We start from the raw sequence: 13,496 nt of genomic DNA on the forward strand, positions 1-13,496 counted from the left end.
AAAAAGCGAATACCTCTTTAAGTCATATTATTATTCCATAACACTATTGGAGCCAATATGAGCAAACCGGACAAAAAACAAACATCCCATAAACAAATCACTACAACAGATTAATAATAAATATTTTTAACAAAAAAAATAATATTCTTTAAAATTATTGTTAATTAAAAATCAATTAGCTAATTCTATTATATTTGTTATACAAAACATAAACATTTGAGTAACAATCACATGAAAAAAAACTACTTTTTACGCACACTACTACTAGCACTAGCACCTTTTGCACTACTTTCCTGTCAATCCGATAACAGTGAATACACAGAAGTTACCCCATCCACTCCAACCGGCACACCTGTTTCGGTTAATCTGGCTCAGATTCCCTATCCCAAACTTTCGGACTACCATTTTTTTACCGGTACTCTAAAAAACAACACCCCAAACGATCGGGTATTACCCTATGAAATTGCCAGCGGGCTTTTTACCGATTATGCGCATAAAAAACGTTTTGTATGGATGCCGGAAAACACCAAAGCTGTATATAACGGCGATGGAAAAGTAGTAACCTTCCCGATTGGGACAGTTTTGATCAAAACTTTTTATTACGATAATGTTCAACCGGAAAATAAAACACAGATCATTGAAACCCGATTAATGATCAAAAAAGGTGTCGATAGTGACGGTGTCGATCAGTGGGTTTTCGCCAATTATATCTGGAACGACTCACAAACAGAAGCCGTCCTTGACATGAACGGCAGTTACCGTTCGCTAACCTGGACGGAAAACGGTCAGACCAAGTCAACCAATTACCGAATTCCTTCATCAGTAGAATGCCTTACCTGTCATAAAAAAGATGAAAAAGCGATTCCGATAGGACCTAAACCGCAAAACCTCAACATTGTTTACAACTATACCGATGGTGCTAAAAATCAGTTAACAAAATGGATGGAACGCGGAATGCTTCAATCCGGTTATCCGGCCAACATTACCAGTACCATCAACTGGCAAGACACTTCGAAACCACTGGAACTACGTGTACGTTCCTATCTCGATATCAATTGTGCACACTGTCATTCTGAAAACAGTCATTGCGATTACCGTCCGATGCGTTTTGCCTTTAGTGAAACCTCGAATCCGGTCAATCTGGGGATTTGTGTCGAGCCACAGGAATTTATCGACAATGATCTGACACATATTGTAAGCCGCGGTAAGTTTCAGCGTTCAATGCTACACTTCCGATTACAATCGACCGACGAGGCCAATCGTATGCCGTTACTAGGCCGTACCATGGCACACGAAGAAGCCGTACAGATGATCGAACAATGGATTAGTTCGCTCAATCCAACCTGCCCTTAACCTCTAAATCTAATATAATAACCAAAAAACCAAAACGACATGAAAAAAATTACCTTATTGCTTTTATTGTTGGGATATGTAAACCTACATGCCCAAACCACTTGTAATAATGCCCAGACAATCGGTCCCGGGCAATATTCCGTACCGTTTATTTCCGGTACCAACCTCCCTTCTATACAATGTTTACCGGGAAATCCGATTTTTGGTACAGCCTGTGAATGGTATTCCTATACTCCTACCGCTAATTATTCGGTAACGGTAACCACCGATTTACCGGGCAGCGTAGGTCGTGACACCCGTATTAACGTTTATAAAGGCACCTGTAATTCGATGATTTGTGTAACCAGTGATGATGATAGCGGTAGCGCGAATACCTCAACCGTTGTTTTCGAAGCGGTACAAGGCAACACTTATTTCATTGTTTTTGATAACAGATGGGACAGTATCGGTTTTGATTTTCTCTTATCACAAGCAACACCGGGAACCAATTTAATCAGTTTTTCACAAATGCCCCAACCGCTTACCGGTTTTACCTATAAAAATTGTGTAGTCGACATGAACGGTGACTATCTTGACGATATTGTAGGCGTGGGTAATAACCAAATGCGCATTTTATATCAGTCCTCAAACGGAAGTTTTACCGGCACCACTTTTCCGTTAACCGGAGCGAACAATCAACCGTCATGGAGTATCGCAGCCGGTGACCTGGATAAAAACGGGTATAACGACCTGATTTTCGGAGGCGGAAGCGGTGCTTCGTTTATTAAGGCCAATACCAATGGTACTGCTTATACCGCTCAGTCTTTTTCACAATATATATTCTGTCAGCGAACCAATTTTGTAGACATCAACAACGACGGAAATCTGGATATTTTTGTTTGTCATGACGTTAATCCAAACGTATATTTTATGAACGACGGCAACAGCAACCTGACCTATCATCAGGGAGGACTTGGTGATCATCCACAAGGTGGAAACTACGGTTCCATCTGGATTGATTATGATAATGATGGCGATCAGGATTTATTTATTGCCAAATGCCGTGGCGGAAATATTTCTGCCAGTCTTAACGAATTACACCGCAACGATGGAAATGGTGTTTTTACCAATGTAAGTGTACAAGCCGGCTTATCCGACCCAATTCAAACCTGGTCATCGGCCTGGGGCGATTTCGACAATGACGGCGATATGGACGTTTTTATAGGTGCCAGTTCCAATACAAACGGTATGCACAAACTGATGCGCAATAATGGTGACGGAACTTTCACCGATGTTACGGCCGGTTCCGGAATCCAGTCACTAACCAATTTAGGACAGGAAAATGTAGCGCACGATTTTAATAACGATGGCTATATTGATATTTTCGGCCCCGGTAACACAATCCTGTTTAACAACGGCAACATGACCTTTACGCGTCAGCCGTTAGGAGGTATCACCAACGGACCTATCGGAGATTTAAACAACGACGGTTTCCTTGACATCCAAAACGGAGACAATGTTTTCCTAAATAATGCCAACTCCAACAAGTGGTTAAAACTTTCCTTAAAAGGAATCCAAAGTAATGCAAACGGAATCGGAGCCAGAGTCGAAATCAGCGGACCATGGGGTAAACAGATTCGCGATGTTCGTAGCGGTGACGGTTTTAGAAACATGAGTTCTTTAAATGTACATTTCGGACTGGGAACGGCCACACAAATTACTCAGGTGGTGATCAAATGGCCTTCAGGAATTGTAGACACCTATAGCAATGTCAATCCCAACCAACATCTTGTAGTTATAGAAGGAAACACACTGCTTAGCACCGGAGATCACAGCAAAGACTCTTTTGTGGTTTATCCAAATCCATCGCATGATTTTATCAAAATACAGCTGGACGCAACAGGTGCTACTGCCGACAAAGCGATTTTCTATGATATCACAGGACGTATTGCCCTAACAACGGCTATCGAATCCAATCAGATTGATGTTCGTACTTTAGCAAAAGGAACCTATATCCTATCTATTGAAAGCAATACCGGAGAAAAACACAGTACAAAATTCATCAAGAATTAAAAAATAAGGGCTGTTCAACAACAGCCCTTTTCTTTATTGGAAGCCTGTCGGAAATTATAACCGACAGGTTTTTACTTTTAAAATACCCGAACCAGGTTAAATCCAAAAGATATCTCGCCTTTCCCCCAGTCGCCTGTAGTTTGTCCGAGAAAACCTGCTTCATTCATTGCTCTGGAATTGGTAAAATGCATTTGAAAAACGTGTCCCCCGGTTTCCAGATCGACACCAACCGATAGCGGATTCGTAAACACGGAATTTTTAGCCCGGTTAAGATGTGCGGCATAATCGACATTAACCGACCAGCGTTTGGTTAGCTTATAACGTCCACCCATCCCCAAAGCAAACTGATCGTTCGATTGCGGATTAGGTGTGATCACATTATTATTTTCATCCAATATATCCCGGATCGTATTTTCATGGAAATAGGTTGGTGCTAATTCCAGCGAAAGCCGTTCGGTAAACTTTCTGGAAATCAATAATTGCGTCACATAACTCAATCGGTTATCAAATTTCAGGTTTGGGAAATCTTCTTTTTTCATTTCAGTATTGATTGCCAAACTGTTAAATCCGACCAACGTTACCGGGAATCCTTCTTTTTCCTGTGCCATTAACCGATATTTCAGCGCCATTTCGTAGGTTTTCTGAAAACCACTACGGGAAACATGAGCCGTTAGCCAATTGGTAACTCCATAAGAAAACTTGATTTGCGTATTGGCATCATCCATTCCGAAAAAATCTTCAAACCCATGTTTGACATATCCAAAACGGTGCGCCACTATAAAATAGAAATCGCCTTTTGCGGCCAGTTTTGTCGATTCAAGGTTCACGATTTTTAAGGATTTAAATACCGATTCCACCCGGTTATCTGTTTTTACCGTGTCGATTTCCGACAACAGGTCATTTTGAGCCGACGCGCAAAAAGGAAGCAAGAGTAAAGAGAGTAAACTTTTTTTCATATAAGGTGTTTAATTGGATTCGTTATTTAATTGAATATCGTCATTGGAAATCGGTTACCCTTATTTCACTACGGTACATTGGTCCATTTTAAGTTCGCCCAGTAAATCGTCATAACCAATAAACCGGCCTTTCACTTTGATGTTGGACAAAACCATCAACTCTCCGTTTTTGATTTTATCTTTTAACACAGCAAATAGTTTTTCATCAATGATAACCGAATTGGCCTCCAGATCAACACTACTGATTTTACCATAGACTTCTATTGTTTTATCCAGATATTTCTGATTGGCTTTGGCCTCATCGACTTTAAATTCATCAAAAATAGAATTGGCCGTTACGAGATAACTCTCTTTTTCCGAGGCAATATCGCGATGCCCTTTGTACAGATAGGAATAACCGGCAAAGCCCAGCAATACCACCACAATCAAAATTAACACTATTCGTTTTCTTTTCATAAATTTTCAATTTAATAAATGTAAAATTAACGATAATTCATTTTATAAATTAAATTTTAATCATAACTTTAACCATATAATAAAGTAAAATGAAAAAAAGCTACCTATTCACCCTTTCACTCGGTTTATTAGTACTGACCGGTTGTACGAACGATACCGATTCCGACCTTATCGATAACAGTAGTACTACCGAACCGGTTACCTATACCAACACTGTAAAAAGCATTATTACCAACAACTGTATCTCGTGTCACGGAACGGTACCGTCCAACGGAGCACCAATGTCGTTAACCACGTATGCCGATGTAAAAAACGCGGTTTTAAACCGAGGACTGATTGACAGAATATCCCGGTCACAGGGAGCAGATGGCATGATGCCATTGGGTGGCACGCGTTTACCGCAAAGTACAATCAACAAAATAATCGAATGGAACACTAACGGTCTTGTCGAATAATAACCCCTTGAATCATGAAACGTATCCTATACCTTCTCGCCATGCTCTGTACTTTTACAGGGCTACAGGCACAAAATAAAAAGGTCACCAAAACCGGAGAAATCAGCTTTGAAGCATCGGTTCCCGCTTTTGAAGAAGTAAAGGCCAAAAGCCGTAATGCCACATTTGTACTCAACACCGATACGGGTGAAATCGCCAGTTTGGTACTGGTTAAAAGTTTTCGCTTTAAAATTGCTTTAATGGAAGAACATTTCAATGAAAATTATATTGAGAGTGATCGTTATCCGAAAGCAACCTTCAAAGGAAAAATAGATGATTTTAAAATGAGTTCCCTAACAGATGCGGCCAAAGACTATACCCTACGTGGTAAACTCGAAGTACATGGCAAAACAAAAGATGTTGTTATTCCGGCTAAAATCAAAAAAGTGGGCGACGACATTGTCATCCACGCTGATTTTAATGTTACAGTAGACGATTTTGCTATTGCCATTCCGAGTGTAGTTAGCAAAAAAGTTTCTAAAAATGTAGCTGTCAGCTTTGACTGCACGCTAAAATAAATTTCCGACGAAAATCATAAAAAAAGCTCCCATAAAGGGAGCTTTTTTACAATTACTTTTTCTTCTTTTTTGCTTTCGCTTTCTTTTCTTTTTTACCTTCAGACAGTTCGATTTTTTCTTTTAATCGTTTTTCCGTATCCGAAATATAATAATGTAAATCCGAATTATAGGCGTTAAACTTTACTTCTTTCAGCACTTCTTTCGCAGCTGTAAAAGCTCTTTTTCGTTCCAACAGGCTCACTTTTTTTAAAAGGATTTCAGCTTTATTACAACCTTTAATGGTTAGTGCAAAATCGATTAATTTTTCAGCCTGATCAAAATCTTCGTTTTGCAAGAGCGTATCAATAAAATACGGATACACTTCCAAAGCATGCAGATTTTCGGCCAATGCCTGTTCGAAATAGGTTTTCGCCCCTTCATAATCGTAAAGTTGTTCGGCATGAAGCCTGCCTAAAAGGCAGAGTGCCATGGTATTTTTGGCGTCATACGACAAAGCGTACCCCAATGATTCTACGGTTTCTTCCAGATAAGACGGATAGGCATCCATAGCCTGAAACAAAAACTTATCTAATTTATCTGTTTTCATTCGATGTCGTTTTTCAAGTTATTCTTTAGTTGTTGTCGTGTGGCACTATAATTTTTCACCACGTTTTGTTTTTTAAAATCGGTTCCACTGAACACGCGTTTGGGATTTCCTCTTACAATATTCAGTTGGTTTTCCCATTTCTTATCGACCTCCTTTTTTAGTAATGCTAATGTTGCTTCTTCCAGCTTTCGAACAAGACGTTCGGTTGCTGTTTTTTTATTCTGATGTTGCGAACGGCTATCCATCGCCACTACGCTGATTCCCGTTGGAATATGCGTAGCCCGAACAGCCGAGCTGACTTTATTCACATTTTGTCCGCCGGCCCCGGAACTTCGCATCGCCTGATACTTTATAGCTACATACGAAATTTTCGGTACGGCAGATTGTACTATTTCAAAAATTCCGATAAACCAGTTTTTCCGTTTGTGCATTTTTCGAAACTGACTGGTTCCAATCCATTGTATCGTTCCGATCCAGGAATCGACAAAAACTGCACTATCCTTTCCTTTAACAATAAGCGTTGCTGTAGCCACCGTTCCGTTTTCCTGTCCCGGTTCCCTATGTAGTATCTGTACTTCGAGTCCTTCCGATCGCGCCTCTTCCATTATTCTTTTAAGCACCTGAGCTACAACCCAGGTGCATTCTTCCGGACCTCTTCCGGATGTTATTTGTATGATTTTTTCCATTCTTTAATCACTTTTAATAGCTTATCCCGGTTACGGGCATCTTTTACAAACTTCGGAAGACTCGCCACCAGTGTTTTTCCACCGTTATACTGACTGTTTCGCTCCCGCAAACCTGCAGCGATATACGCTTCCAAATAATCAATATGTGCTTCATTATATGCCCAGAACACATTCCCCCTTACAGTTTTCTGATACCATAATTCGGTATTAAAACACCATTCTCTGGCATTATTCCCATCTGTTTTAAAATACAACTGTACTTCGGTAATTCTCGGTACAAATTCTTTTATCTGGTTACAACTCTTGCACTTTACTTTTATTTTTTGCGGTTTCTCATTCAAAAGCTGCGACTCGTATTTTACTTTTTCAACATTGTTACAACAATACTGATTTACGGTTGCTTTATATTTGATCATCGCACTTTCTTCCAGATAGAGATAACAACCCGGGCATTTTAAAATCCCAATCGGATAACGCTCGTATTGATCCTTTTCGGAAAACACTCTTTTAATAGTCGCTTTTGCCCCGCATTGCGGACATTTTACCTGAAATTCATTGGCAAAATGGTGACTTCTTTTATTTTCGTCCTGAAATCGTTTCATCATTATTCTTATTTATCCATTCGCACAATTTTAGGCGTAAACGTCCCTAAAACGGTAACCAGTTCCTGTTGATTCGCCATCACTTTAGTAATATCCTTATAGGCCATTGGTGCTTCATCGATATTACCGCCAATCAGGTTTACTTCGTGCTTTTTAAGTTCTTTTTTGATGTCACTCTGCGTAAACATCGTTTTACATTTAGCTCTTGAAAACACTCTTCCGGCACCATGTGACGCCGAATTTAGACTTTCCGGATTTCCCTTCCCCATCACGATATACCCCGGAGCGGTCATCGAACCGGGAATAATCCCCAATTGTCCTTCGGCTGCCGGAGTCGCCCCTTTGCGATGTACAATGCATTCTCGTCCGTGATGTACCTCTTTCCACGCAAAATTGTGATGGTTCTCAATGGTCACAACCACTCTTTTTCCCAATATCTTCGCAATACGCCGGTGAATATCCTCATGACACGCCTTAGCATAATCGCCGGCCAGATTCATCGCCATCCAGTATTCCTGGCCGTCATGCGTATTCAGATCCAGCCACGCCAACTGTTGCACATTTTTAGGCAACGGACATTGTTTTGTCGCCAGATAGGTATATTGCTTGGCGATATTGGCGCCCAATCCGCGTGATCCGCTATGCGATAACACCGCAAAATATTCGCCGGGCACCAATTTCCATTCTGCTAACGGCGCATCGATTTTCACAATTCCGAATTCCACAAAATGGTTTCCGCCACCGGACGTTCCCAGTTGCTTATAGGCCTTGTCCAGTAAGCCTTTTACAAATGGGATATCCTTAAACTCCGGTCGGTAAAAAATTTCATGATCGGCTTTGATCTGATGCGTTTCATACATTCCGAATTTGGTATGCTCGGCCAAAATGGCTTCCAATTGTTGGTCCCTTCCTTTTAGAAAAGAAGCCGGTAAATCGAAAATCGACAAACTCATCCGACAACCAATATCAACACCCACACCATAGGGAATCACCGCATTTTCGGTAGCCAGTACGCCACCAATCGGCAAGCCATAACCGGAATGCGCATCCGGCATCAAAGCGCCTGCTACGGAAATGGGCAACTTTAGCGCATCGTACAACTGGAACTTTGCCTGCTGATCAATTTCATTTTCACCAAAAATTGAAAACGGCGCACGAGTGGTGTTGAGTTGTTGCATTCGCACCTGAACCGGATTGAGCAATCCTTCGGCCACTTTTCCCCAGGTACCGTGATTTTTGAATTTTTCCGGAAACAGCAATACTTCTTTTGCTTCCGTTAAAATACCTTCTTTTTTCTCTCTTTTTCTATATCTGTTAATTTGCCCCAAGGCAATATTGATGCTATTATTTTTAGGAAAGCCTAATTTGATCAGGTCCTTCCCGGATAATTTATTTCCCATTGTTTGATGCTTTGATTTTTTTTGGAACGCAAAACAACGTGCTCAGTAATCCAAATGGGTCACTGATTTATTTTGCAAAACATTTTATCCGTATTCGGATAAATTAAAGGGCTAAACCGGGAACTTTAAAGTAAAAAGTATACAAAAAAGCCCGAAACTTGTTGTCTTCGGGCATTGTTATCTTGGAAAGTAATTTTCTAGGACTGAACAAAACCACGAAGAGCAGCTACACCACATTTTGGTGTCAGACTGATAGCAGATGATTGTAATACAAACATTTTTCTTCGTTTTTAAAAGGTTATTATTTTTTCACATTGCAAATTTTGTAAAATGTTTTTGACATTTCCTAATATTTCAATCTATTTTTAATTTTAAAATTCAAAAACACTCATTTTCAAGACGATAATTCAGTTTTTTGGATAAAAATCACCCGAAACAAACCATTAGCAAAGCCTCCATCGGTTGACATTAAAAAAAATTAACAATAACTTGGGAGATTCGAAAGCGATTATATCTACCTTTATTTTTCAAAAAAAACATACATATATAATTATATCCTATTATGCCAACTGACTGTATCAGCTATCAAGAATCCAATTATTTTTCCCGCTTAATTGTCGATTATTTAGATAAAAAAACAGAAACACAGTCCTTATACCATCGTTTTCCCACCCTGGAAAATTTCGGAAGTCAAATTGACGAAAAAGCGGCACATTTTAGTACGACTCACAGAAATACACTGGTAACCGTTTTGGAAAAACAGTATGCCTCGACAGCTGCTTCAGAAGCGACACTTCAAAATATCGCCCTGTTAAAAAACGGGAACACTTTTACCGTAACCACCGGACACCAGTTGAATCTTTTTACAGGACCTTTATATTTCTTATATAAAATTGTATCAGCCATCAATCTGGCTAACGAATTAAAAGCCGCTTATCCGACAAATCATTTCGTACCGGTATATTGGATGGCGACAGAAGATCACGATTTTGAAGAGATCAATTATTTTAATTTCAGAAATAAAAAAATAAAATGGAACCGAAACAGTTCGGGTCCGGTCGGACGTCTTTCGACCGAAGGACTGGATAGTGTTTTTGATGTTTTTTCGAAAGAACTTGGCATTGGCAATAACGCCGAATATTTACGTCAGTTATTTAAAAATTCCTATCTGAAACATTCGAATCTGGCTGATGCGACGCGTTTTCTGGCCAATGAATTGTTTCGGGAACAAGGATTAGTGATCATCGACGGTGATTCTGAAGCGTTAAAACGGGAATTCATTCCGTATGTAAAACGGGAATTGCTCGAACAAGTTGCTTTCCATAAAGTAACGGAAACGTCGGCTTTATTAAAAACCTACAACATACAGGTTAATCCAAGAGAAATCAACCTTTTTTATATTGAGGACGGATTGCGGGAACGTATCGTTTTCGAAAACGGTGGCTACATCGTCAACGGAACTTCACGTCGGTTTACCACCGAAGAGATTCTGGATGAACTGGAACGTTACCCCGAAAAATTCAGTCCCAATGTGATCATGCGTCCATTATATCAGGAAGTAATTTTACCCAATCTGGCCTATATTGGCGGTGGAGGCGAATTAGCCTACTGGTTGGAATTAAAATCCTTTTTTGAAGCTTCGAAAGTTCCTTTTCCGATGTTGGTATTGCGAAATTCTGTCGTTCTGGCGACGCCTAAACAGGCACACAAAGCAGACCAATTAGGACTAACCTGGGCCGATTTGTTTCAAAAGCAACACGACCTGATCGATGCTAAAACCAAAGCCCTTTCAGCCTTTACGCTGGACTTTTCGGAACAGAAAACCCATTTGGAACAACAATTTTCCAAATTGCGAGAAATGGCTGCCCAAACCGATGCTTCTTTTATAGGTGCGGTAGCTGCTCAGGAAAAGAAACAGCTAAAAGGATTGGACAACCTTGAAAAACGATTGTTAAAAGCCGAAAAACGCAACCATCAGGAACAATTGAGCCGTATTATAGCACTACAAAATGAATTGTTTCCCAACCTGAGCCTTCAGGAACGAACGGCAAATTTTTCGGAATTTTATCTCGAACACGGCTCGAATTTACTCACCGAATTATACTGCGAGCTAAAGCCGCTAACGCAGGATTTTTCGGTATTGATTGTATAAAAAAATCACAATTCTGCGATACCAATAAAATTTCACTAAAAAAGATAGCGTATTATTCAGCTTAAAAATGCTATTTTTGCGAAAAATTTAAACAAAACAAAATGGCAACGAATAGAACATTCACTATGATTAAGCCTGATGCTGTTGAAAAAGGACACATCGGAGGAATTATTAACATGATTACTGAAGCTGGTTTCAGAATCGTATCGATGAAATTAACACAATTAACAGTAGCGGATGCTCAAAAATTCTACGCTGTTCACAGTGAAAGACCATTCTATGGAGAATTGGTAGAATTCATGTCAAGAGGTCCTATTGTAGCTGCAATCCTTGAAAAAGACAACGCAGTAGAAGCTTTCCGTACTTTAATCGGAGCTACAAACCCTGCTGATGCTGCAGAAGGAACTATCCGTAAAAAATATGCAACTTCTATCGGGGAGAATGCTGTTCACGGATCTGACAGTGATGAGAATGCTGCTATCGAAAGCGCTTTCCACTTTGCAGGAAGAGAAGAATTCTAATAATATATATATTATTTTCGAAAAGCCGTTCCGTTTGGAGCGGCTTTTTTTGTACCTGTACCTTTCCTTTTTCGGTATTTCTATCTGATTTTAAAAACGCGTAATTATACGCTATTATAGGTTTTACCAAGCCACTAACTTTACAAAACGCCTTAAACACAAATCTAATTCGACACAAATTGCAAATTTAACGTCAGAAAAAAATTGCAATTTGACTCTAATTTAACATAAGGCAATTCAACAAAAACAGCATATAAATACGAACCAAATCTAAAACAAACATGAAACGACTACTACCCCTTAAGACCATTTCATTTGGTATTCTGGTTGCACTAACGGCTACCAGTCTGGCCATTTCCTGCAAGAAAAACACCACTCCGGACGCCGGATTATTAGGTGCCGCTCCCATTATTAAACCGCAGGAATTCCCGGACGACTTAAACTTGCCGGGTTTTAAATTTCCACAGGACTCTACCACAATTTACGGTTGGCTTAACAAACAGGATTCGGCCAGTATCGCCCAACATGCCTGGGGTATCTGGGCTGGTTTAACCTCCAAATCCGGTCAGGTTTTTAACGGTGATTCGCTATTGGTATTTGAAACCTGGATGAGCGTAAAAGAACTGGCGCAAATGGCCGCCGACGGGAACAAAGAAGGCGGATGCTTTCAAATCAAAAAAGAACGCAGTGCTCTGGAAGTGCCCAAACAGTTAATCCACGGGCAATTATTTGGTAAACGAAATGCGGTACTTGATACGGTTTCTAATGTTTTCGAAACAGTTTCCTACAATCCTGCGGCAGCCTGTTATTCGACACAAAATCTTATTTTCAACCAATCGACACTCAATAAATACCAGGTTAAAGACGGTATCGGTAACATTCCTCCATTTCCATCAGCCGGTATTACCACCAAACCTACTTATTTTGCCGGTGGTGCTGATGCAAACGGTTTTATCCGCGTACCGGTATGGCCAGGCGATCCAAAACCAGCTAAAGCATTTGGTTATAAAGACTGGCAAACCTACGTTTATGTAGACACCAACAACAAACAGGATAAAAACAAAACCATCGTACCGGTTACCGGTTCCAATCCGACACCTGCTCAAATTGCAGCAGCGAGTTGTAATCTAAACGAATTTATCAACGATCAGGTCGATGCGAGAATGGCTGCCTATCTGAACGCCAACCAGAAAAACAACAAACGCAAATACAAAGCCGGCGATTATATCCTATTGGTAGCAATGCACGTTGGAACCAAAGAAATCAGCAACTGGACCTGGCAAACCTATTTCTGGAGCTATAACCGCGACAATCCATTTTTCCCAAGTTCGGCTTTCAATGCTAAATTACGTCCGAGCATCATCAAAGGTGCGGCGGCCAATTATGCTGTATCAACCTCCTATGCCATGGTATGGCCCAACCAGCCCATTACCGGCGGAACCAACAAAGGCGTACGAAGCATCATCTCGTTCAACCCGTATCTGGAAGGTTCTTTTGGTCCAAACGTATTTACCGGTAGCAACAACCAGTTAAATCCAAATTACCAATATGGTGTACAAACCAACTGTATGAGCTGTCATGCTCTGGCATCGGTTACAGGAAGCGTCTACACTGCTGATCAATATATCGATATGAAAGACATGAGTCGTTTCCGCAATCAAACATTATTAGATTTTGCCTGGTCAATTCAGAGCAATATCAATGCTAATAAATAATCATA

The 13,496-nt window shown here is 40.3% G+C and carries 13 protein-coding genes; 7 read left to right on the forward strand and 6 right to left on the reverse strand.

The features are described from left to right. Positions 1-231: 231 nt before the first annotated feature. On the forward strand, positions 232-1,353 hold the full coding sequence (locus E6C50_RS10955) for a hypothetical protein (RefSeq protein WP_136403274.1): 1,122 nt from the start codon (positions 232-234) through the stop codon (positions 1,351-1,353). A 39-nt stretch (positions 1,354-1,392) separates the two neighbouring features. Further along, positions 1,393-3,405, forward strand: coding sequence for an FG-GAP-like repeat-containing protein (locus E6C50_RS10960; protein WP_136403275.1), 2,013 nt, complete (start codon positions 1,393-1,395; stop codon positions 3,403-3,405). Between the two features lie 77 nt (positions 3,406-3,482). On the opposite strand, the gene E6C50_RS10965 is transcribed toward E6C50_RS10960, so the two are convergent. Then, positions 3,483-4,361 carry a DUF5777 family beta-barrel protein gene (locus E6C50_RS10965; RefSeq protein ID WP_136403276.1) on the reverse strand — a complete coding sequence of 293 codons (879 nt, stop codon included), beginning with the start codon at positions 4,359-4,361 and terminating at the stop codon, positions 3,483-3,485. A 60-nt stretch (positions 4,362-4,421) separates the two neighbouring features. Continuing rightward, positions 4,422-4,817: an OB-fold protein gene (locus E6C50_RS10970; protein WP_136403277.1), complete on the reverse strand. Its 396-nt coding sequence runs from the start codon at positions 4,815-4,817 to the stop codon at positions 4,422-4,424. Positions 4,818-4,906: 89 nt separating this feature from the next. Here E6C50_RS10970 and E6C50_RS10975 point away from each other — a divergent pair, with 89 nt between their 5' ends. Then, entirely contained in the window at positions 4,907-5,272 is a 366-nt protein-coding gene (locus E6C50_RS10975; protein ID WP_136403278.1) for a hypothetical protein, read from the forward strand. Between the two features lie 14 nt (positions 5,273-5,286). After that, entirely contained in the window at positions 5,287-5,829 is a 543-nt protein-coding gene (locus E6C50_RS10980; RefSeq protein WP_136403279.1) for a YceI family protein, read from the forward strand. A 52-nt stretch (positions 5,830-5,881) separates the two neighbouring features. Here E6C50_RS10980 and E6C50_RS10985 read toward each other — a convergent pair whose 3' ends face one another. From E6C50_RS10985 to E6C50_RS11000, 4 genes are read right to left on the reverse strand one after another with little or no spacing between them, the layout of a single operon-like run. Next, the gene (locus E6C50_RS10985; RefSeq protein WP_136403280.1) at positions 5,882-6,415 is read right to left on the reverse strand and encodes a hypothetical protein; all 534 of its coding nucleotides are present in this window, start codon (positions 6,413-6,415) and stop codon (positions 5,882-5,884) included. Next, positions 6,412-7,101 (reverse strand): peptide chain release factor H, encoded by a 690-nt coding sequence (prfH, locus tag E6C50_RS10990; RefSeq protein WP_136403281.1) that lies wholly within the window; start codon positions 7,099-7,101, stop codon positions 6,412-6,414. Before prfH ends, E6C50_RS10985 begins: the two co-directional genes overlap by 4 nt. Next, the gene (locus E6C50_RS10995; RefSeq protein ID WP_136403282.1) at positions 7,080-7,706 is read right to left on the reverse strand and encodes a hypothetical protein; all 627 of its coding nucleotides are present in this window, start codon (positions 7,704-7,706) and stop codon (positions 7,080-7,082) included. The genes prfH and E6C50_RS10995 overlap by 22 nt, the downstream gene beginning before the upstream one ends. Positions 7,707-7,711: 5 nt before the next feature. After that, positions 7,712-9,103 (reverse strand): RtcB family protein, encoded by a 1,392-nt coding sequence (locus tag E6C50_RS11000; protein ID WP_136403283.1) that lies wholly within the window; start codon positions 9,101-9,103, stop codon positions 7,712-7,714. A 562-nt stretch (positions 9,104-9,665) separates the two neighbouring features. On the opposite strand from E6C50_RS11000, the gene bshC reads away from it, so the two are divergent. From bshC to E6C50_RS11015, 3 genes are all read left to right on the forward strand, one after another. After that, positions 9,666-11,255, forward strand: a complete 1,590-nt coding sequence (gene bshC, locus E6C50_RS11005) for a bacillithiol biosynthesis cysteine-adding enzyme BshC (protein WP_136403284.1) — start codon at positions 9,666-9,668, stop codon at positions 11,253-11,255. 101 nt (positions 11,256-11,356) lie between these two features. Continuing rightward, positions 11,357-11,776: a nucleoside-diphosphate kinase gene (locus E6C50_RS11010; protein WP_136403285.1), complete on the forward strand. Its 420-nt coding sequence runs from the start codon at positions 11,357-11,359 to the stop codon at positions 11,774-11,776. A 281-nt stretch (positions 11,777-12,057) separates the two neighbouring features. Next, positions 12,058-13,491, forward strand: a complete 1,434-nt coding sequence (locus E6C50_RS11015; protein WP_136403286.1) for a hypothetical protein — start codon at positions 12,058-12,060, stop codon at positions 13,489-13,491. The last annotated feature ends 5 nt before the right edge of the window (positions 13,492-13,496 follow it).

The organism is Flavobacterium supellecticarium, assembly GCF_004801375.1.
GTDB lineage: Bacteria > Bacteroidota > Bacteroidia > Flavobacteriales > Flavobacteriaceae > Flavobacterium > Flavobacterium supellecticarium.